Below are 21,512 nucleotides of genomic sequence, written 5' to 3' on the forward strand. Positions count from 1 at the left end.
AAGCGATTTCTACTATTCTTCTTCATAGTTCTTAATTTATATGGAATTATACTTAACTAATTATAACTTCTAAAATTTTCACTGTCAACATAGTGATATTATCACTAATTATCAGCTAAATATCTCGCTAAAATCAAATCTTCTGGAGTAGTTATTTTTATATTAGTATATTCTCCATCATACAAGAAAACTTTATGCCCAAAGGTTTCAACAACCATAGTGTCATCAGTTACCTTTATATTATTCTCTTTAACTTTGTTGTGACACTCTAATATAAGATTATAATCAAATATCTGTGGTGTTTGAACAGCTATAAGCTCTTCTCTCTTAAGGGTCTCCTTTGATAATCCATTTTCATCTTTAACTTTAATAGTATCTTTTGGCATAATACCTGGTGCTGCTGCTTTAAATTTTTTAGCTGCTTTTATTCCTTCTGCTATAATTTTATCTGTAACAAACGGTCTAGCACCATCATGAATTAGTACAATATCAGTTTTTTCTATAGCATTTAATCCGTTTAAAACTGAATCCTGTCTTTCATCTCCACCTTCAACTATTTTATCTATTCTTAATTTATTTTTATCTAGCACTTCTTTTTTACAGTATTCAATCTCATCTTTTGGAAGAACTAATATTATTTCATCAATTAATTCATTTTCCATAAACTTTTTAATTGTGTAATAAAGTATAGGCTTATCATTTATTGATATAAATTGTTTACTTATATCAGCACCCATTCTTTTTCCTCTTCCTCCAGATAGAATAATGGCACTATTCATTAAACTCTCCTTTAGTTCTCTTTAGGTCTAGCAAATATCATTCTACCAGCAGCTGTTTGTAATACCGATGTAACTATAACACCTATTGTTTTAGTCATGTACTTTCTTCCGCCTTCTACTACTATCATAGTTCCATCATCTAAATATGCTACTCCTTGGCTTGCTTCTTTTCCGTCCTTAACAACTTCTACAGTCATTTCTTCCCCTGGAATAACAACTGGCTTTATTGCATTTGAAAGCTCGTTTATATTTAGAACTGGTACCCCTTGAACTTCTGCTACTTTATTTAAGTTATAATCATTAGTTATTACTTTTCCATCTAATGTTTGGGCTAATTTTAAAAGTTTAGCATCTACTTCTGCTATCTTTGGAAAATCTCCCTCCCATATTTGAGTTTCTATATCCAGTTCCTTTTGAATCTTATTTAATATATCAAGTCCTCTTCTACCTCTTGTTCTCTTAAGTGAATCTGATGAGTCAGAAATATGTCTTAATTCATCAAGGACAAAATTTGGTATAACTAATGGTCCTTCTATAAATCCTGTTTCACAGATATCAAATATTCTTCCATCAATTATTACTGATGTATCTAACACTTTTGGTATAGATCTTCCCTCTTTTGAATTAGCTTTACTCTTCTTTTCCTTATTTACTTTTTCTTTTGTAGAACTTGACTTTTTCATTGATAATATAAGATTATTCATATCATCTTTCTTTTCAACCATTATTTTCATACCTATTATTGCACTTAGTAAATTTACTAAAACATATAATATTGGTCCTAAAGCCCCAGCAAGATCATTTAGTGGTCTTGCAACAAAGAACATTATAATTAAAGCTATGACAGCTCCAATAGCCCCGTATATAATCTCCGTTAAAGTAAATTTTCTCATATTCTTTTCAGTATAATCAATAAGTTCAATTATCGCCCTATATATTATCGGAGATACTAAATACATAATAATACCAACTAATAAAGAAATAAAAATAAGAAATAATACCGAACCAACTGTACCTGACAGATACCCTATCTTTCTAACAGCTTCAATTCTCAAAATTGAATCTCCAATTATATAACCAAGTAACAGCCCCATTAATGTTAAAATGCCTCTAATTAACTTTTTAAACATTTTATCACCTCCTTATTAAAATTGTTGCCAAATTTGTTATATAAAATTCTTTTAATATAATGATTTATAAAAATAAAGCATTGTTTAGTTAATTATACCATATTAAAAAGTACCCTTAAATGAAGATTTTCTTAATTTAAGTTAACGTTTTAGTAACGTTAACTTTATACCCCCTATATTTAAAAATTAAAATAGTATATGATTATTTTAATAAATGGTTATTTATTTAAATCCACATTGACAATTATTGCCTAGAAAATTTATAATTAATCTAAATATATTAAATACTAGCAAGGAGTTGAGACAAATGAAAGATATTATTTTTGATGATTTTCAAAATTCTGTAAACGATTCTTTATTAAGACATAAAAGCATTTTAGACACTTTGAGTAAATATGGCGAATCAAATGCCAGAGTTAATAGAGCAATTATTAAAGCTGTAACTAATTGTGGTTGTATTAAAATAAATGCTAGCAAGCAATGCATACCAACAGAAAACGATTCAATAGAGGAACTTACTGATTGCTTCAAGAATCATATTGATGGAACATTATGTAATAATTGTCGCGAAGTAATTGAACGTGAAATGGGGAATAACATTTTCTATCTTACATCTCTTTGCAACACTTTAGGCATAAATTTATATGATGTATTGCTTCAAGAGAATGATAAAGTTACTACTCTTGGCAAATTCACTTTTAGATAATGATAGAATTAATAATAAATAAAAAGAGCGATATCTAAAATAAATTTAGATATCGCTTTTATTTATCTATAATTCCACCTTTAATGAAACTTGATCATTTATTCTTCTTAATCCATTCTTTATAGCTTTCGCTCTTGCTTCTCCTATACCCTCGACCTTATCTAAATCATCTATATCCGCCTCTATTATTCTATTGAAACTTTCAAAATGATTTATTAGGTTTTCTATTACGGTTGAAGGAATTCTAGCTATCTTACTAAGCATTCTATATCCCTTAGGTGATATTAGTGTATCTGCAAGAGGTGCGTATCCATATCCTAAAACTTTAGCTATCGCTTCTAAATCAATAAGTTCTTCTGAAGTTAAGTTTTGTATGCTTTCATATATTTCATTATGATCTTTATCTGGACAGCTATAATCTCTTATTAAAAATATACCATCTCTTTCTATATGTCTTATAAGTTCGTTTAATTGCATTGATATAAGTCTACCTTCATTGCCAAGTTCAAGAATGTATATTCTTATCTCCTCTACAATCCTCATAACCATTTCTGTTCTTTGAATTGCAGTAACAACATCAAAAAGTGTTGTTAGATCTTGAAATTCTAATAAATTTAAATTATTTATTACTCTTTCAAGTACCGAAACATATTTTTCCAAGGTTTGAACCGCTTGGTTTGCTCTTCCAAGAATTACACTGCTCTCTCTTAAGACATACTTTAATTCACCTTTGTAAACTGTAATTATATTTCTTCTTTGTGATATAGCTACTACTACATTCCCAGTTTCTCTAGCAACCCTTTGTGCCGTTCTATGTCTAGTTCCCGTTTCAAATGTAGGTATTGATGCACTAGGTACTAATTGTGCATTTGCACGCACTATTTTTTTAATATCTCCACTAAGTACAATTGCCCCATCCATTTTAGCTAATTCATATACGTATGCAGGAGAATACTCGGAATTAATTGTGAATCCGCCATCCACTATACTCATAACATTTTCGTTATCTCCTAAAACAATCAAGCCTCCAGTTTTTGCTCTAAGGATATTTTCAAGCCCTTCTCTTAATTGAGTTCCTGGACACATTATTTTTAGTATATTTTTGATTTCAATATCTCTTTCTAACCTCATACACTCACCTATTCTCCTAGAATATCTTACTTATCGCTTCCCTTATATTGCTAACACCTAAAATTTTAATAGATTTATTAGTTACTTTTTCTCTATTTCTTGTAGGTATTATTGTATTTTCAAATCCCATCTTTTCTGCTTCATTTACAAGTCTATCAACTGATGCTATTGGTCTTATTTCTCCAGTTAATCCAACCTCGCCAACTAATAACACCTTAGGAAGTTTGATCCCTTTTCCCTTCATACTTGAAAGTAATGCTATAGCAAGACCAAGATCTGCGGTTGTACCGTCTAAGTTTAATCCACCAACAACATTTACATAAACATCATGATTATAAAATGGTATTCTTAACTTTTTTTCTAAAACAGCAAGTATTAAACTTAATCTTTGATTATCAATTCCAACTGCTGTTCTTCTTGGCATTACAGCTTTAGTCTCCGTAACTAATGCTTGAATTTCTACTAAAATAGGTCTTGTTCCTTCCATAATACCAATTACAACTGAGCCTTCTTGATTAAAGGTTGTATCTTCAAGAAAAATACCAGATGGATCATATATCTCTACCAATCCTTCTTGTCTCATTTCAAATACACCAATTTCACTTGTTGTTCCAAATCTATTTTTCATAGTTCTTAAAATTCTAAATTCTTCAGTTCTTTCGCCCTCAAAATAAAGTACTGTATCTACCATGTGCTCCAAAACTCTTGGTCCTGCAAGTTCACCTTGCTTCGTTACATGAGCTACGATAAATAAAGGTATATTTCTTTTCTTACCAATTCTCATTATCTGGTTAGAACATTCCTTTACTTGTGATACACTTCCCGGTGCAGAGGTAACACCTTCTTTATATACAGTTTGAATAGAATCTATTATTACAAATTTAGGCTCTAACTCATCTATATATACTTCTATTGTATCCAAATTTGTCTCTGATACAATATATAAATCATTAGAAGCTACACCTAATCTATCCCCTCTTATTTTTATCTGTTCTTCTGACTCTTCTCCGGATACATATAACACTTTACCATATGTTTTTGCAATATTATTTGCAGTTTGTAGTAATAATGTAGATTTACCAATACCAGGATCACCAGATATTAGCGTTAATGATCCCTTAACAAGACCCCCACCTAATACTCTATTTAACTCATTTATTCCTGTATTATATCTTTCTTTGTCTCCAGATTTAATATCTCCTATACTCTTTGGCATATTTTCAGGCTTAAGTTTTTTTACTATATCATTTTTAACTTGAACTTTGTTATCTCTTACTTCTTCAACAAATGTATTCCATGAATTACAAGATGGACATTTTCCAAGCCACTTTGCAGATTCATAAGCACATTCTTGACAAATATATATTGATTTTACTTTAGCCATAAAAAACACCCTCTACTTCTTCCTTAACTTGTGTGTAAAGATACACTCTACCTATATTATAATAACATACAATTGTGCCAATATAACATTTTAGAGTTATTTTTTATACTGTTTAATTTATGAAAAAAAGGATTATCAAGTAATTGATAATCCTTTTCTAATCTTTAGTAAATTATTTTACAAACTTTGCAGCTGCTTCATCAATTATAACAGTAACATCTCTATGCATGTTAAGCATTGTTACAGGACATTCTGTTGTTATTTTTCTACTAAATAACTCCTTCATAGCCTCTGCCTTACCTTCTCCACTTGCTATTAATAATATCTTCTTTGACTTCATTATTTGACCTAATCCCATCGTTATAGCTGTCTTTGGAACCTCTTCCATTGAATCAAAGAATCTTGAATTTGCCTCAATTGTACTTTCAGTTAACCCTGTAAGATGAGTTCCTGCAATTAAAGCTTTATCTGGTTCATTAAATGCCACATGACCATTATTACCAACACCTAATAATTGAATATCTGTTCCACCTAATTCATCTATTTTCTTATCGTAAGCTTTTCCTTCTTCTTCAATATTTTCTGCCAATCCATTTGGTACATAAGTTTTTTCTTTATCTATATTTATATGATCAAAAAGATTTTTATTCATAAAGTATCTATAACTTTGCTCATGAGTACCTGCAAGGCCTATATACTCATCAAGATTTACTGTAGTGATCTTATTAAAGTCAACTTTGCCCGCTTTATTCATATTTATTAATTCTTTGTACATCCCAATTGGAGTACCACCTGTTGCAAGTCCTAAAACCGCATCTGGCTTTTCATTAATAACTTTCCCCATTACCTCTGCTGCTACTTTACTCATTTCTTCATAACCTTTAACTACTACTAGTTTCATTTTAATTTCCCCTCTCGCCTTGATATATTGACCTCTAAAATATATTTATCTGATCTATAAATTGATTCTTCTACAAAAAGAATATTATTATTTTCATCTAAAGTCGTACCAAATGTACTTATTAATGGAAGTACCTTGCTAACTCTAAATAAATTTTTATAAAAGTCATCCATTACAATAGCTTTTATTGCTGATTCTGAATGATTTATGAAATGTCCATTTTCTTCTATTATTTTAAATAATGAACCCTTTAACATTTCATCATTTAATTCTCCACATACTCTAGGTGATATATGTACTATTTCGTTTGCTATACATTCACCATCCACTTTTCTCATTCTATTAATTTTATATACTTTTTCATCTTTTAATAAATCTATTAACTCTTCTGGCGTATCTATAAGTTTGAACTCTAAAAGTTCAGTTTCTAGATTTCCGCCTGATTTTTCTATAATGTCAGTAAAACTCATAACATCTTGTTGTCTTACCTTGGGCTCACAGACAAATGTACCTTTTCCCTTTTCCCTTACTAATATTCCTTCTTGAACTAACTCACCTAAAGCTTGTCTGATTGTCATCCTACTAACTTCATAATGCTCCGCAAGTTCTCTTTCGCTATCTATACATTCTCCTACTTTCCAATAACCTTTTGAAATTTTTTCTAAGATAGCCTCCTTTAATTGAAAGTAAACTGGAATTGGACTATTTTTATCTATCATATCTGTTCCTCCTAAATTAATTATATATCTATAAGTTATAGTTGTCTAGACCACTATACAAATTAAATTTATTTTTAGCATAATAATTTTATTTTATACAAATAATAATTATACAATTTTAAAGGAGATGATACTATGATTGATAAATCAAAACTTGCTAATTCTATTTTAAATACTCAAAATACTACTAAAAACGATCTACCTCTCAATGTAAGTGAAAGCTTCTCCAATGCTATTTCAGATGGTGATGTATCTAATAATTTTATTCTAAATTCATATTTGGACAATAAAGATGTAATCAAATAGAGTTTTTGATATATAATATATATTAGTAATTTAATTGTTACACAATGTATACAATAGCCGGCTTGAATTTAATAATCATTTAGAGTAAAATTTAAGAAAAGATATTCAATAATAATAATTATTATTATTGCTGTTAAGCAAGGAGGAATTTAATATGATAAAAGTATATACAACTAATTCATGCCCTTGGTGTGTAAAGGCAAAGGATTATTTAACTAAAAAAGGCGTAGAGTTCACTTCATTAAATGTTCAAGATGATATGGAAGCAAGAGATGAAATGCTTAAAAAATCAAAACAAATGGGAGTTCCAGTTCTAGATATAAACGGAACAATCATAATAGGATTTGATAAACCAGCTATAGATAAAGCACTAACTAGCCTTTAATTAATAAAATTAATAAAAAAACCCCTATTACTAAATTTAGTAATAGGGGTTTTTTATATTATTTTAAAGCTTCGTCTATTGCTTTTTTATCAAAGCCAACAATAACTTTACCATCAATATCTAATACTGGTACTGTTCTTTGTCCTGAAACTTTTTGAACTTCATTTCTATCTTCATGTTTGTCTGCAACATTTACTTCCTCGAAAGCTATTCCTTTCATATTTAAATACTTCTTCGCTTTAACGCAAGCTGGACACCATGATGTTGAATAAATTTTTATCATAATTTTCTACCGCCTTATTTAACTTATTTATTTAATTTCTTTATATATTTTTCTGCTTCTAATGCAGCAATTGTTCCGTCAGCAACTGCTGTTGTTATTTGTCTATATTCTTTTTCTCTAACATCACCTATTGCATAAACACCTGGGATGTTTGTTCTCATATTTTCATCTGTAATTATATATTGACCTTTACTTATATTTATATATTCTTTAAATAGATTTACCATTGGCTCATGACCAATTGATCCAAAGACAGCCTCTAAAGCTATTTCCTTTTCTTCTCCTGTTATTGTATTCTTTATTATTCCTTTTTCTACGAAATCTTCACCATCAACAGCTATTAAATCCTCATTATAAAGAATTTCTATCTTTTCATTCTTTTCAACTTCTTCAAGAACTGCCTTTTCTCCTCTAAAGTAATCATATCTTCTAATTAAATATACTTTTTCTGCAAAGTTTGTTAAGAAGATAGCCTCTTCTAATGCAGTATTTCCTCCACCTACTATACCAATAACTTTATTTTGGTACATAGCTCCATCACATACTGCACAGTAGTGAACACCCTTACCTGCAAATTTTTCTTCATTTCTTATTGGTAATTTCCTTGGAGATGCACCTGTTGCAATTATTAATGCTTTTGGTTTATATATAAATTCTTCAGTTTCTACTATTTTTTCTTCTCCATCTAATTTAACATTTTCTATAATATCAAATTCTTCAATCGTAGCTCCAAGTTCTTCCGCTTGTTGTTGCATAATGTCTGCAAGTTCTGATCCCGCTACTTTTTTAAATCCTGGGTAATTTTCTACAGTATAACTATTTCTGACTTGACCACCCATTACTTTATCTTCTAATAGTAACATGTCTAATCTTGCTCTAGATGCGTATATAGCTGCTGTTAATCCTGCTGGTCCACCACCAACTATAATTAAATCAATTTCTTTTACTTGCTTTGCCATTATTTCAGCCTCCTTACCCCCGTGGGGTATATCTCTTATGTTTTATTATAACACTAAATTTTATTATTTCAATAAAATATTTTATAAAGCAATTATATTTACAAGTTTTTTACATATATCACTAATCATTAATATATGCAAAAAAATATAAAGGGAGCATAATTATTTACTCCCTTTATAACTTAACTTATATTCTTAAATTTTATACATTCTTCATTTATAAATGCTTCTAAATTTTTTCCCTTTCTTATAGTTCCTTTTAATATTTCTTCACTTAACTTATCTTCAATTTCTTTCGTTATTATCCTTCTAAAAGGTCTCGCTCCGTATTCATTACCCTTACATTTATTTAATAAATATTCCTTTATTTCTTCATCAAAATATATATCGATATCACTTTTTCTTAGTCTATTTTTCATTTCCTTAAGCATAATATCTAGAATATCTTTCATAGAATCTCTATCTAATTTATGAAATACAATAGTATCGTCTATTCTATTTATGAACTCTGGTCTAAAACTCTTTTTAAGGTCTTCTAATATATTATCCTTCATTAAATTATACTCATTTTCTTTATCACTGCTAATTAAGAACCCTACATTCCTTTGTTTGTTTAATTTATGAGCTCCTATATTTGAAGTCATTATAATTATAGAATTTTTAAAATTAACTAGCTTTCCTTTGCCATCTGTTAGTCTTCCATCCTCTAGTATTTGTAATAATATATTAAATACATCTGGATGCGCCTTTTCAATTTCATCTAAAAGAATTACAGAATAAGGTCTTCTTCTTATAGCTTCGGTTAATTGACCACCTTCATCATATCCTACATATCCTGGAGGAGCTCCTATAAGCTTAGATACTGCATGCTTTTCCATATATTCTGACATATCAACTCTTATCATATTATCTTCATCACCATATACAGCCTCAGCTAAAGCCTTACATAACTCAGTCTTCCCAACTCCAGTAGGTCCTAAGAATATAAAACTTCCAATTGGTCTATTTGGATCTTGAAGTCCAACCCTTGCCCTTCTTATAGCCTTTGCTATTGAGGACACTGCTTCACTTTGACCTACCACTCTTTCATGAAGCCTATCTTCTAACTTAAGTAATCTCTCACTTTCCTTTTCAGTAAGTTTTGAAACAGGTATATTAGTCCAACTTGAAACTACTTTAGCTACATCTTCTGTTCCAACTACTAGCGTATTTACAGAATTATTAGTACTCCAGTCACTTAGTCTATTGTTAAGTTGCTCTTTCAACTTCTTTTCCTTATCTCTAAGTGCTGCTGCTTTCTCAAACTCTTGAACCCTTATAGCCTCTTCTTTTTCTTTTATTGCTATCTGTATTTCCTCTTCTATGCTCTTTAAATCAGGTGGAGTTACAAGTGTTTCTATTCTAACCTTAGCAGAAGCCTCATCAATTAAGTCTATTGCTTTATCAGGCATAAACCTATCTACAATATATCTTTCCGATAACTCTATAGCTGATTTAAGAGCCTCATCTGATATTTTGATTTTATGGTGAGCTTCATACTTATCCCTTAGGCCTTTTAAAATTTCTAAAGTTTCATCTATAGTTGGCTCTTCTACATTAACAGGTTGGAATCTTCTCTCTAATGCCGTATCTTTTTCTATATGTTTTCTGTACTCATCTGTCGTTGTTGCACCTATACATTGAACATCGCCTCTTGCAAGAGATGGTTTTAATATATTAGAAGCATCAATAGCTCCTTCAGCACCACCAGCTCCAATAATAGTATGAATCTCATCTATAAATAAAATTATATTTTTATTCCCTTTTATTTCCTCAACAACCTTTTTTAATCGTTCTTCAAACTCACCTCTATATTTTGCACCTGCAATTATATTGGTAAGGTCTAATGAAAATATCTGCTTATCCTTAAGTATCTCCGGAATATTTCCTTCTACTATCTTTTGAGCTAATCCTTCTATAACAGCAGTCTTACCAACTCCGGGTTCTCCTATTAGGCAAGGATTATTTTTCACTCTCCTACAAAGTATTTCTAAAACCCTTTGTGTCTCTTTATCCCTACCTATAACAGGATCAAATGCACCTTCCTTTGCAAGCTTAGTCATATTAACACTATATTGCTTAAGTACAGGCATATCATCATATAAATCTTCATCCTCTTCATCTTGAAGTAACACTTCATCTTCTTTTGCATCTAAAAATAAACTTATATCATTTATTATTGATTTAACATCAGCTTCCAGTTGCAATAATATAGTATATGCAACACCATCTTCTTCTTTAAGAAGTGCTAAAAGTATATGCTCAGGATTTACGTATTTATGATTATAGTTTTTAGCTTCTTTAAAACTTATATCTAATAAATGCTTAGTTCTTGGAGTTAATAATAATTCTGATATTGAAATATCAATTTCCCCATACCCTAAGTAACTCTCTATCTTTTCTCTTATATCATCATCACTTATATTATTTTTATTTAATACACTTGCTGCATATCCACCTTCTTTTAATATCCCAAGAAGTATATGCTCCGTACCAATATATCCGTGTTTAAAGTTACGCGACTCCTTCTTAGCCTCTAGTATTACAGCTTCAGTCCTTTCCGTAAATCTCCCATTACCCATGTATTTAGTCCTCCTTATCCCTTTTATACCATAAATCTTATTCTAAAAGTTTCCTAACAACTTTAGCTCTCTCTATATTCAAATCCCTATAGGAGATCTTGTCCTGTACATTACCTCTTAGAATGGAATCTCTAGTTAAAATAATTGCTTTATTTAACTTATCTTTATTAATATTTAATAGTGACAGCTCTACTCCAAGTCTTAAATCAGATAGTAAATTAAGTCCTTCTATCCATTTAAGTATTCTTGCATTTTTTAATATTCCATATGCTCTAAATATTCTATCTTCTAGTTCTTTATTGCACTCAGCTATCATCTGTTCTCTAGCTCTATTTTCTTCATTTACTATATTTTTAATTACATTTTGTAACGTATTTATTATTTCCTCTTCAGTAACTCCTAAAGTTATTTCATTAGATACTATATATATGTTTCCGTAAGACTTTCCTCGCTCTCCATACATACCCTCTATAGATATTCCTGCTCTATTAAGTCCTCTTAGTAAATTAGCAATCTCATCATTTGTAGATAATACTGGTAGATGCACCATTACTGCTGCTTTAAGACCTGTACCAATATTAGATACATCAGAAGTTAGATAACCTATGTTATTATCAAATGAATAAGTTAATTTATCCTCTATCAAATCATCAATTTTATTAACATATTCATACATCTCTTCTAGATTATTGCCATTACTTACAGATTGTAATCCTAAATGTTCTTTTTCATTTATCATTACGCTAAAAGTTTCGTCGTTATTTATAGCAAATGAAGAAAAGTCACTATTTTTTAATAAAGAATTAGTTATAATCCCTTTTTCTTTATAAATATCTAACTCTTCTTTATCTTTCCAAAGATTTATAGTTTTTAGACCATCTACATTATCTAGTAATATATTTATAACTTTTTCAGATAATCGTCGTCCTTCTTCTGTTTCCAAGTTTACTGGAAACTTATATCCCTGTATATTTCTAAATATTTTTACTTTGCTATTAATTATAATTCCATCTTCTATACTATTGCTATTAATCCAATTATTTATCATTTCTCACACCCTCTTTAAGTTCCCTTTCTAAATCCCATATCTCATCTCTAATTACTGCAGCTTTTTCATAATCTTCAATAACAATAGCCTTTTCTATATCACTTTTTAATTTTTTGATTTTTTTCTTTTTCTTTATTATTATTCCTTCTCTTTTGGGTATTTTTCCGATATGTTCTATATTACCCTGATTTTTTTTAATTACTGGTATTAAATTATCTTTAAAATAGTAATAACATTTATTACATCCAAGTATTCTCTTCTCTTTAATCTCTTCATAGGTTGTTCCACATGCTTTGCAAACAAGATTTGTCACTTTTTCATCTTTAAGCGGAAATTTTCCAAGTAGACTATTAATAATTTTATTAAATGAAATATCTTTCCCATCTGAAGATTTTATAATTGATAACTCTCCAAATATATTGGCACAATTATCGCATAACCATACGCCTGTATTATCTCCATTTATACTCTTAATAAGATGAATTTTTGCTTCATTTTTGTTGCATCTCTCACATAGCATGAATCTCCCCCCTTATTCTATTAATACCATCATCATTCCTTTTAATATATCTGACCTAACTTTATTTTTGTTATCTACATCTTTTAATGTTTTATCGTTCACTGATATTTTTATGAGTTCATACTCCTTTTTATTAATTATTTCTGTTTCTAATAAATTATCTAATAATGCAATAGTATTATGATACGTTATTCCATCACCTATAGACTCATTTAATAATTTTTTTCTGCTAACTGGACACTTGTGCTCAATTCTCTTAATAGCTATGTATCCGCCCCCGCCTCTTCTACTTTCTATAACGTATCCTTTAGCATAAGTAAAACGAGTACTTAATACATAATTTATTTGAGATGGTGCACACCTAAATTGATCTGCTAATTCATTTCTTTGAATTAACACTTTATTATCCTTATCTTCATTTATCATTTCTTTTATAAATTTCTCTATTATATCTGTTAATCTTGCCATGTTTACACCTTCTTAATCTTTCTTGTTCTTTACTTACCTTGACTTTGTAACATTATATTAATACTTTTTTTATACTTATTCAAGATAATAGGTTTATATTTAGATGAATTTACACATACTATAATTGAATCAAAAGGAGGATTTATTTATGGATATAACATGGATTAAAAATTCAACATTTCTCATAAAAACATCAATGGGTAAGAGACTTCTTATTGATCCGTTTAATAAGATCCATACCTGTGATATTTCCTCCTTAAATCCTAATATTATAACTTTAAGTAGCCAAAATATTGAATCCTTATGTCCTAATGAAATAGGGCATCATATTAAGATCATAAATTCCCCAGGAACTTATAATACTGATATTGGATTAATAAAAGGATATACTACATACTGCGATCATTATAGCGGCTATAAACGTGGTCCCAATACTATATATACTTATAATATTGATAATTTAAAACTATGTCATTTAGGATATCTTGGTGAATTTTTATCAGATAATATTATAGATGAACTTGATGATATAGATATTTTATTCATCCCTATTGGAGGTCATATAAACCTATCTGGAAAAGAGGCTTATATGCTTATAAAAAAAATAAGCCCAAAGGTTATTATACCAATGAACTATAAATATTCGTATTCATCTTTTCTATTTAATGGATTAAAAGATTTTACTTTATTACTAAAAAAGATATCAAAGATAAATACTGAATCCTTCACTATTTCTAAAGAAACATTAATGGAAAATGAAAATGCAATAATTCTGCCTCCAATGTCTGAAAGTCCTTATTAAAATCAAAAAAGGCCGCCCTAAGACGGTCTTTTTTAAGCTATATTACTCTTGAACTGGTGCTCCAACTGGACAAACATTAGCACAGTTTCCACAATCGATACAAGTATCTGCATCTATTACAAATTGAGTATCTCCTTGGCTTATAGCATTAACTGGACATTCTGGCGCACATGCTCCACAGCTTATGCATGAATCGTTTATTACAAATGCCATTAAAAACACCTCCTAAAATTTATGGTAATTACACCAAATTAATTTTAACACGTTTCCTTATTTTTTAAAAGTACTTTGTGAAAATTTAGGAATTGTTAAATATTATATTACCGTGTATCCGAGATCCTCAATTTTATCTATAATACTTTCTAATTCTATATACATATCATTATATATTATTGTAACTTCTTTCTTTTCTAAAGCTACTTCACTTGCAATTACACCTTCGCTGCTTGCTATTGCACTTTGCACTTTTCTGATATCTGTAGAATTACTCATTCCAGAAACTTTTAATACTGCCTTCATTTATGTCCTCCTATTTTTCTTTTATAAGTTGTTTTATAAGCTTCTTATCTTCTTCAGTTTCTACTTCAATTCTTATGTCTGAATCGTCTATGCTATCTTCATAACTGCCTTTAATTAATTTAACATCTTTTATATTAAATGTTTGTAAAATCTCTTCATCTTTTCTCTTTAATTTGACTTTTACACTTTCTTTAACTACATTGTTTTGTATAACTTCCCCAGTTCCTTCTGAAGTCTTTACAATAGATCCAACCTTAGGAAGTTCTTTTCTTATTTCTTCATATGTGCTTTGTTCATAGTTTAAGCAGCACATTAACCTTCCGCATATTCCTGATATCTTCGTTGGATTTAAAGATAAATTTTGTTCTTTTGCCATCTTTATTGAAACTGATGCAAAATCACCTAAGAATGATGAACAACACATTGGTCTTCCACATGGTCCAAGTCCACCTATCATTTTAGCTTCATCTCTAACACCAATTTTTCTAAGCTCAATTCTTGTCTTAAATATAGTTGCTAGATCCTTAACTAAATCTCTAAAATCTACTCTACCATCAGCTGTAAAATAGAATATTACCTTATTATTATCAAAAGTATATTCAACATCTATAAGCTTCATCATAAGCCCATGGTTCCATATCTTTTCTGTACAAATTTTTAAGGCATCTTCTTCTTTAGCCTTATTATCATTATGTCTTTTTATATCATCATCATCAGCTACCCTTAAAACACTCTTTAAAGGTGCTATTATATCATCTTCATTTACTTCTTTTATTCCAATTACACATTGGCCAAACTCAATACCTCTAGCTGTTTCGACTATTACATAATCTTCTTTATTTATATTTAATTCATTTGGATCAAAATAATATATTTTCCCAGCCTTTTTAAATCTTACTCCAATTACCTTTATCATGTAATTATACCTCCAAAAAACCCATAAGCATAATACTAATAGTCATAGAAAAATTAGTATTATGCTTTAAATTCATTCTTGCCTCTTCTATATATTTTAGCATTCCATTTAATTTTCTATATGACATCATCTCTATTAACTCTTCAATATCATTACTTTTATCTGAATTAATTATAAGTTTTTTATCATTAATCTCTTTATAAAGAATAATATCTCTTATGAAAGTTGAAATTATGTTTAATAACTCTTCCTTTTCATCTTTGTAATTTTGAAATGCCTTTTCGTACTTTATGGTTACATCTATTTCATTATTGTTAATATCCCTTAGCATATCTATTATAAGATTTCTAAGAGTTTGAAGCTCAGGATCTTTCAAAAATCTTTCTGCTCTTCCAGGTATTCCTTCTGAGTAAGCAAGCAAAGACAGTAATTGCTCTTCACTTAGCTCATGTTTTGATTTAATAAGTTCAACCATTTCTTCTTTATTGAGAGGGGTAAGCTTATATATCTGACATCTAGATTTTATTGTATCTAATATTATTTCTAAATTAGTTGTAAGTAATAGAATATATACCCCATTTGGTGGTTCTTCTATTGTTTTTAAAAGTGCATTTTGTGCTTGAGCTGTCAGTTTTTCTGAATCATATATAATAATTACCTTCTTATCACCCTCATAAGGCCTCTTATTAACTTCTTCAATTATTTCTCTAACTTCAGAAACCCCCATAGATGCTCTCTTATTTCTGTAATGAATAGCATCTACATGTTCTTTTCCAACTTCTTTATTTAGTATCTTTGATACAAATATATCTGCTAGGATACTCTTCCCTATTCCATCTCTTCCTGCAATTAAGTGAGCATGAGATAGTGTATTGCTTTCTGCTCTTTTCATAAATCCTTCAATAACTTTATTATGTCCTATAAATCTCTCCAATACACTCGCTCCTTTGTATTGTACTTATATCTTTACAAATTGGTCTACATCTATAACAAATACAGTTGCTCCTCCAACTTGCACTTCAATAGGATATTGAATACACATTCCAGCATTCCCTGTGATGGGTGCTGGTGCTGTAACAACTTCCTTACGTTTTTTACAAACATCTTTTATTATATCTATAACTTTTTCAGTCCTATCTTCTTCTACACCTATCAGTAATGTGGTATTCCCAGATTTTAAAAAACCACCTGTAGTTGCAAGTTTTGTAACTCCAAAGTTTTTCTCCGTTAAAATGTCTAGTAAGTCATCTGAATCATCATCATGTACTATAGCTATTACTAACTTCATACAATAACCTCCACTCTTTAATAAATACCCTAATTACATTTTACCACAAAGTAATATCTTTCCATAACCCTTTATTTGTCAGTATTATTTATTAAATTAGAAATTATATTTTTTACGTCGTCAAATACTTTATCTATTGACTCATCAGCATTTATTTTAACCATTCTATCTCTATTTTTTCTATAGATTATATCATATCCTTCTCTAACTTTATTATGAAAATCTAACTTTTCTAAATCTAATCTATTTACTTCTCTTTCGGCATTCTTTTTTATTCTTGCCATACCAACTTCTGGACTTATATCAAATAGTATAGAAATATTTGGCATACAATCTCCAATTGCAAATCTATTTATTTCATACACTTCTTCTATTCCGAGACCTCTTGCATATCCTTGATAGGCTAATGATGAATCAACAAATCTATCGCATAAAACTACTTGTCCATTTTCTAATGCTGGAATAACCTTCTCAACTAAATGTTGCCTTCTTGCAGCTGCATAAAGTAATGCCTCTGTTTTGCCATCCATCTTTGTATTTTCTTTATTTAAAATTACTTCTCTTATTTGTTCAGCTATACTTATTCCGCCTGGCTCTCTTGTCTTTATACAATCATAATCGCACTCTCTAAGCCATTCGTATACCTTGTCTATCATTGTACTCTTTCCTGAACCTTCTCCGCCTTCAAATACAATAAATAATCCCTTCTTCACGTCTGTATACCTCTTTCTCTATTTCAATATATTTTTTATCTTATGAACATAATCATCATATTCATTATCTCCTGGTTCTGTATTTAATATGTCAATCTCACAATTTGGACATATCAAATTTCCTTTTATAATTATACCATTATCACTAACATTTCCACAGATTCCACAAACATTTTCCCTAATTTTTTTGTTAAATAAAATATTCATAACTAAACCCCCTAAATAAAAATATATTTTAATTATTAACAGTTAAAATACTTTTTATACAAAGGCACTCTCTATAATTTTTTATGTTATAAAAGAACTTTATATAGGACTTTTAATAAATAACTTCTAATTATTTATATACACAAAATATTTTATATTACTACACTCCTAACACTTAATATTTATATAATTTATCTTAATTGTTCTTATAGGACTATCATAAATTTCTCAATCATAAACAAATATCTATTCAAATAAAAAACTCCCAAGCTATTATGCTTGAGAGTCTGTAGTATTCATGTTAGTTATATTCTTTGTATCATTATTTTTTGTACTTTTTATATGTCTTTCAACCCTTCTAATAAAACAGTCGCTTGGTTGAAAATAGAATTTATAATAGTTTTCTTTTAATTTATATACACAGCAGTATTGATCAATTTTTAATTTATCACAAGTATAATTCCCTATAGACTTCGCATCATATTCTTTAGGTTGTCCATTTTTCTTACCTATATATACAATGTCTGATATTTTTATACTTGCTAGATTTTTTTCTTCTTTAGAAAAAATCTTATTTACTATGAGTTTATTCGCTATTAAAGCATATTTATATGAAACTGTACAACTAATAAATTCTCTTATAATAATTAAAATAGTCAAAACCGCTAAAGCTATCTTACAAATAGTTAATGTTTTATTGCTATGGAAATCAATAAATTTAAGACCCTCTTGTGCATATAGCATAAATGTTATTACGAACAATACTAATGCAATTACATGAGCCTTCTTTCTAGCAACTATTTCTCTGTGCATCATATTTAAATCCCCCATGATTTAATGAATTATTTATAAATACTAAATCTGATTATACTAGCAAATCGAACTTTATTCCATGCTAATATAAGTCAAAATTAATTATTATTAGGCTGTATTAGGCATTAGCATTACTTTATCTTTATTTTTCTAATCTTTATTATTAATTGCTACTATATGCGATTATTATCATAATAAATCTTCCATATTATTTTATGTTTTGTATTTTAAAAGTACTTATTTTATATTTACCTATTTAAGAGTATAATATAAAAGAATACAAATGGAGGTTTGATCATGATCCAAATATTTAAAACTATTAGTGAAGATAATAAAATTCTTAAGCAACTTGATAATATTGAACAAGGTTGCTGGATAAATATAGTTGCACCTTCAGATGAAGAGCTTATTTTAATTTCAAATAAAACAGGAGTGTCATTAGATTTCCTTAAAGCTTCATTAGATGACGAGGAAACTTCTCGTATAGATATAGAAGATGATGCTATTTCAATAATAGTGGATATTCCATTCACTGAAATGGAAGATAATTCACTTACTTATGATACATATCCGCTTTCAATAATTCATACAGAAAAGCAACTTATAACAGTATGCCTTAAAAATAGTAAAGTATTAACTGATTTTATAAATGGAAGAATTAAATCATTTTTTACTTTTAAGAAATCTAGGTTTACACTTCAAATATTAAATAGAATTTCTACATATTATCTACTATATTTAAGACAAATTGATAAAAAAAGTTTAATGATAGAAAAAAGACTTCATAAATCAATGAAAAATAGAGAGCTTATACAATTGCACTCTCTTGAAAAATCATTAGTATACTTCTCAACATCATTAAAAGCTAATGAAATAACATTAGAAAAAATGCTTAAACTAGATATAATGCAAAGGTATGAGGATGATAAAGATGTATTAGAAAATGTAATTATAGAGAATAAACAGGCAATTGAAATGACAGAAATATATAGTAATATATTAGCAAGTACAATGGATTTCTTCGCATCTGTAATCTCAAATAATCTTAATATAGTAATGAAAGTTCTTGCTTCAGTTACAATTCTTATGGCTATACCAACAATAATAGGTGGAATATTTGGTATGAACGTATGGTTACCGTTCTCCCCTAATGATCCTGCTGCATTCTATACAATAATGTTTATGACATTCTTTATTTGTGGAATTGTTGCATGGGTTTTATATAAAAAGGATATGTTTAGATAACAATTTATAAAAAAAAGCATAATATATACTAAATTAATAGAGAGCTATTTATGGCTCTCTTTTTTTAGGGGGATCATATATGCTTAAAGGAAAAATTTTAAGTAATAACTCTACACTTGGTATTATTGCACCAGCTTCTTGTAGTCCAAGAGATAGTATAGATACTTATGTAAGTCAATTTGAAACTCTTGGATTCAATGTAGTACTTGGAAATCACATATATGATAAAAATGGATACTTATGTGGAAACGATTATGATAGAGCTAAAGAAATAACTGATATGTTTGAAGATGATTCAATCGATGGAATTGTATGTTATAGAGGTGGATATGGTTCTATAAGGACTCTTCCTCATATAAATATGTCATCTATTAAGAAAAACCCCAAATTTTTCTGCGGCTATAGTGATATAACTATACTTTTAAATTATTTTGCTAATAATAATTTGATTACATTTCACGGTCCAATGGTTAAATCGGATTTTAATGATATTCTTACTCTATCTTATTTTAAAAGAATGATGTTTAATCCTAGTAAAGGAACAATATATGATTTATCTAATTGTGCTAAATATAATAATGATTATTTTAGTGGAAGATTAATGGGTGGAAATTTATCTATGATATGCTCTTCAATTGGTACTCCATATGAGGTTAATTTAGATAAATCTATACTCTTATTAGAAGAAATTAATGAAGCTCCATATGTAATAGATAGATTATTAACTCAACTTATATTATCTTCTAAATTAAATAAATGTAAGGCTATTTTAATTGGACACATGACTGGATGCTCCTTAGATACTTATGAGGAAAGTTTTACAACTTTAGAAGTAATAAAAAAAAGATTAATTCCTTTAAATATACCTATTATATATGGTATACCTTTTGGGCATTCATATCCAAATCTAATTTTCCCTATCGGATGTAAAGCAACATATGATAAGAATACTAGCAAACTAGTATTATGCGAAAATGCTTTAAAATAAAAATAATCCACAAACTAAAATATATACTAACAATATATCATGTATTACGTGGATAACTAGCTTAATAAATATTTTTTTGTGGATAACTTTTTATATTTTTTCGTTTAGTTAACCTTAGAAAGGTCTTCAAAAAAATAAAAACCTGTAAACATTAGTTTACAGGTTTTCCTCTTTTGGAGGCGCCACCCGGATTTGAACCGGGGATAAAGGTTTTGCAGACCTCTGCCTTACCACTTGGCTATAGCGCCATATATGGTGGCTCGAGTAGGAATCGAACCTACGACACGCGGATCTTCAATCCGCTGCTCTACCAACTGAGCTATCGAGCCACACTTACCTGGCAACGTCCTACTCTCCCACACAGTCTCCCATGCAGTACCATCGGCGCTATAGAGCTTAACTTTCCTGTTCGGAATGGGAAGGAGTGTTTCCTCTATGCCATCATCACCAGATTTCAGATTATTCTCTGAAAATTGCACATGAATTTTTGTTGATCATCTTTTTTATTGGTCAAGCCCTCGACCTATTAGTATCAGTCAGCTGAACATATTGCTATGCTTACACCTCTGACCTATCAACCTTGTGTTCTTCAAGGGGTCTTACTAGCTTACGCTATGGGAAATCTCATCTTGAGGTGGGCTTCACGCTTAGATGCTTTCAGCGTTTATCCCTTCCCGACTT

At 29.2% G+C, this 21,512-nt stretch carries 26 protein-coding genes, 2 tRNA genes, 2 rRNA genes and 1 other annotated feature (1 of these 31 cut by a window edge); of the genes, 6 read left to right on the forward strand and 24 right to left on the reverse strand.

What is annotated here, in order from left to right; all coding sequences use genetic code 11:
- Positions 1–35: a binding site (T-box leader), on the reverse strand; it reaches 147 nt to the left of the window's first position.
- 69 nt (positions 36–104) lie between these two features.
- Both ispD and K5V21_RS04895 read right to left on the reverse strand, forming a co-directional pair.
- Complete coding sequence (gene ispD, locus K5V21_RS04890; RefSeq protein ID WP_221859623.1) at positions 105–779, reverse strand: 2-C-methyl-D-erythritol 4-phosphate cytidylyltransferase; 675 nt, start codon at positions 777–779, stop codon at positions 105–107.
- A gap of 11 nt (positions 780–790) precedes the next feature.
- Positions 791–1,909 (reverse strand): PIN/TRAM domain-containing protein, encoded by a 1,119-nt coding sequence (locus K5V21_RS04895; protein WP_221859625.1) that lies wholly within the window; start codon positions 1,907–1,909, stop codon positions 791–793.
- 307 nt (positions 1,910–2,216) lie between these two features.
- Here K5V21_RS04895 and K5V21_RS04900 point away from each other — a divergent pair, with 307 nt between their 5' ends.
- The gene (locus K5V21_RS04900; RefSeq protein WP_221859682.1) at positions 2,217–2,615 is read left to right on the forward strand and encodes a nucleoside triphosphate pyrophosphohydrolase family protein; all 399 of its coding nucleotides are present in this window, start codon (positions 2,217–2,219) and stop codon (positions 2,613–2,615) included.
- Between the two features lie 66 nt (positions 2,616–2,681).
- Here the strand turns inward: K5V21_RS04900 and disA are convergent, their stop codons facing one another.
- From disA to K5V21_RS04920, 4 genes are all read right to left on the reverse strand, one after another.
- On the reverse strand, positions 2,682–3,746 hold the full coding sequence (disA, locus tag K5V21_RS04905; RefSeq protein WP_221859627.1) for a DNA integrity scanning diadenylate cyclase DisA: 1,065 nt from the start codon (positions 3,744–3,746) through the stop codon (positions 2,682–2,684).
- A gap of 16 nt (positions 3,747–3,762) precedes the next feature.
- A complete protein-coding gene (radA, locus tag K5V21_RS04910; protein WP_204596630.1) occupies positions 3,763–5,130 on the reverse strand; it encodes a DNA repair protein RadA in 1,368 nt (455 codons plus the stop codon).
- A gap of 172 nt (positions 5,131–5,302) precedes the next feature.
- Complete coding sequence (nagB, locus tag K5V21_RS04915; protein WP_221859629.1) at positions 5,303–6,031, reverse strand: glucosamine-6-phosphate deaminase; 729 nt, start codon at positions 6,029–6,031, stop codon at positions 5,303–5,305.
- Positions 6,028–6,750, reverse strand: a complete 723-nt coding sequence (locus K5V21_RS04920) for a GntR family transcriptional regulator (RefSeq protein ID WP_221859631.1) — start codon at positions 6,748–6,750, stop codon at positions 6,028–6,030. The genes nagB and K5V21_RS04920 overlap by 4 nt, the downstream gene beginning before the upstream one ends.
- Before the next feature lie 135 nt (positions 6,751–6,885).
- On the opposite strand from K5V21_RS04920, the gene K5V21_RS04925 reads away from it, so the two are divergent.
- Together K5V21_RS04925 and K5V21_RS04930 are read left to right on the forward strand one after the other, a co-directional pair.
- Positions 6,886–7,056, forward strand: a complete 171-nt coding sequence (locus tag K5V21_RS04925; protein ID WP_221859633.1) for a hypothetical protein — start codon at positions 6,886–6,888, stop codon at positions 7,054–7,056.
- Positions 7,057–7,210: 154 nt separating this feature from the next.
- Entirely contained in the window at positions 7,211–7,441 is a 231-nt protein-coding gene (locus K5V21_RS04930; protein WP_204596634.1) for a glutaredoxin family protein, read from the forward strand.
- Positions 7,442–7,499: 58 nt separating this feature from the next.
- Here the strand turns inward: K5V21_RS04930 and K5V21_RS04935 are convergent, their stop codons facing one another.
- From K5V21_RS04935 to K5V21_RS04960, 6 genes are all read right to left on the reverse strand, one after another.
- Complete coding sequence (locus tag K5V21_RS04935; RefSeq protein WP_204596635.1) at positions 7,500–7,724, reverse strand: glutaredoxin family protein; 225 nt, start codon at positions 7,722–7,724, stop codon at positions 7,500–7,502.
- A 23-nt stretch (positions 7,725–7,747) separates the two neighbouring features.
- The gene (trxB, locus tag K5V21_RS04940) at positions 7,748–8,683 is read right to left on the reverse strand and encodes a thioredoxin-disulfide reductase (RefSeq protein ID WP_204596636.1); all 936 of its coding nucleotides are present in this window, start codon (positions 8,681–8,683) and stop codon (positions 7,748–7,750) included.
- 182 nt (positions 8,684–8,865) lie between these two features.
- Positions 8,866–11,304, reverse strand: coding sequence for an ATP-dependent Clp protease ATP-binding subunit (locus K5V21_RS04945; protein WP_221859636.1), 2,439 nt, complete (start codon positions 11,302–11,304; stop codon positions 8,866–8,868).
- A 37-nt stretch (positions 11,305–11,341) separates the two neighbouring features.
- Complete coding sequence (locus K5V21_RS04950; protein ID WP_221859638.1) at positions 11,342–12,352, reverse strand: ATP--guanido phosphotransferase; 1,011 nt, start codon at positions 12,350–12,352, stop codon at positions 11,342–11,344.
- Entirely contained in the window at positions 12,342–12,872 is a 531-nt protein-coding gene (locus K5V21_RS04955) for a UvrB/UvrC motif-containing protein (protein WP_221859641.1), read from the reverse strand. Before K5V21_RS04955 ends, K5V21_RS04950 begins: the two co-directional genes overlap by 11 nt.
- 12 nt (positions 12,873–12,884) lie before the next feature.
- Positions 12,885–13,340 (reverse strand): CtsR family transcriptional regulator, encoded by a 456-nt coding sequence (locus K5V21_RS04960; protein ID WP_204596640.1) that lies wholly within the window; start codon positions 13,338–13,340, stop codon positions 12,885–12,887.
- Positions 13,341–13,488: 148 nt separating this feature from the next.
- Between K5V21_RS04960 and K5V21_RS04965 the strand changes: the two genes are divergently transcribed.
- Positions 13,489–14,142: an MBL fold metallo-hydrolase gene (locus tag K5V21_RS04965; RefSeq protein WP_221859643.1), complete on the forward strand. Its 654-nt coding sequence runs from the start codon at positions 13,489–13,491 to the stop codon at positions 14,140–14,142.
- Between the two features lie 42 nt (positions 14,143–14,184).
- Here K5V21_RS04965 and K5V21_RS04970 read toward each other — a convergent pair whose 3' ends face one another.
- The 8 genes from K5V21_RS04970 to K5V21_RS05005 form a co-directional block, all read right to left on the reverse strand.
- Positions 14,185–14,355, reverse strand: a complete 171-nt coding sequence (locus K5V21_RS04970; RefSeq protein WP_204596642.1) for a DUF362 domain-containing protein — start codon at positions 14,353–14,355, stop codon at positions 14,185–14,187.
- Positions 14,356–14,457: 102 nt separating this feature from the next.
- On the reverse strand, positions 14,458–14,661 hold the full coding sequence (locus K5V21_RS04975; protein WP_221859645.1) for a heavy-metal-associated domain-containing protein: 204 nt from the start codon (positions 14,659–14,661) through the stop codon (positions 14,458–14,460).
- A 10-nt stretch (positions 14,662–14,671) separates the two neighbouring features.
- The gene (locus tag K5V21_RS04980; protein ID WP_221859647.1) at positions 14,672–15,577 is read right to left on the reverse strand and encodes a PSP1 domain-containing protein; all 906 of its coding nucleotides are present in this window, start codon (positions 15,575–15,577) and stop codon (positions 14,672–14,674) included.
- A gap of 4 nt (positions 15,578–15,581) precedes the next feature.
- A complete protein-coding gene (locus tag K5V21_RS04985) occupies positions 15,582–16,511 on the reverse strand; it encodes a DNA polymerase III subunit delta' (RefSeq protein ID WP_221859649.1) in 930 nt (309 codons plus the stop codon).
- A 24-nt stretch (positions 16,512–16,535) separates the two neighbouring features.
- A complete protein-coding gene (locus K5V21_RS04990; protein ID WP_204596646.1) occupies positions 16,536–16,865 on the reverse strand; it encodes a cyclic-di-AMP receptor in 330 nt (109 codons plus the stop codon).
- A 71-nt stretch (positions 16,866–16,936) separates the two neighbouring features.
- On the reverse strand, positions 16,937–17,578 hold the full coding sequence (tmk, locus tag K5V21_RS04995) for a dTMP kinase (RefSeq protein ID WP_221859651.1): 642 nt from the start codon (positions 17,576–17,578) through the stop codon (positions 16,937–16,939).
- Between the two features lie 18 nt (positions 17,579–17,596).
- On the reverse strand, positions 17,597–17,785 hold the full coding sequence (locus K5V21_RS05000; RefSeq protein WP_204596648.1) for a sigma factor G inhibitor Gin: 189 nt from the start codon (positions 17,783–17,785) through the stop codon (positions 17,597–17,599).
- A gap of 273 nt (positions 17,786–18,058) precedes the next feature.
- Complete coding sequence (locus tag K5V21_RS05005) at positions 18,059–18,601, reverse strand: hypothetical protein (protein ID WP_221859653.1); 543 nt, start codon at positions 18,599–18,601, stop codon at positions 18,059–18,061.
- Positions 18,602–18,895: 294 nt separating this feature from the next.
- On the opposite strand from K5V21_RS05005, the gene K5V21_RS05010 reads away from it, so the two are divergent.
- Together K5V21_RS05010 and K5V21_RS05015 are read left to right on the forward strand one after the other, a co-directional pair.
- Positions 18,896–19,843: a magnesium transporter CorA family protein gene (locus K5V21_RS05010; protein ID WP_204596650.1), complete on the forward strand. Its 948-nt coding sequence runs from the start codon at positions 18,896–18,898 to the stop codon at positions 19,841–19,843.
- A 79-nt stretch (positions 19,844–19,922) separates the two neighbouring features.
- Positions 19,923–20,831 carry a S66 peptidase family protein gene (locus K5V21_RS05015; protein WP_221859655.1) on the forward strand — a complete coding sequence of 303 codons (909 nt, stop codon included), beginning with the start codon at positions 19,923–19,925 and terminating at the stop codon, positions 20,829–20,831.
- A 174-nt stretch (positions 20,832–21,005) separates the two neighbouring features.
- Here K5V21_RS05015 and K5V21_RS05020 read toward each other — a convergent pair.
- From K5V21_RS05020 to K5V21_RS05035, 4 genes are all read right to left on the reverse strand, one after another.
- Positions 21,006–21,079: transfer RNA gene (locus tag K5V21_RS05020), tRNA-Cys, on the reverse strand.
- Between the two features lie 5 nt (positions 21,080–21,084).
- A tRNA-Phe gene (locus K5V21_RS05025) sits at positions 21,085–21,160 on the reverse strand.
- Positions 21,161–21,166: 6 nt separating this feature from the next.
- Positions 21,167–21,283, reverse strand: a 5S ribosomal RNA gene (gene rrf, locus K5V21_RS05030).
- A 54-nt stretch (positions 21,284–21,337) separates the two neighbouring features.
- Positions 21,338–21,512: ribosomal RNA gene (locus tag K5V21_RS05035) — 23S ribosomal RNA — on the reverse strand; the annotation flags it as partial.

Source organism: Clostridium sardiniense (genome assembly GCF_019753795.1).
In the GTDB taxonomy this organism is placed as follows: domain Bacteria; phylum Bacillota; class Clostridia; order Clostridiales; family Clostridiaceae; genus Clostridium; species Clostridium sardiniense.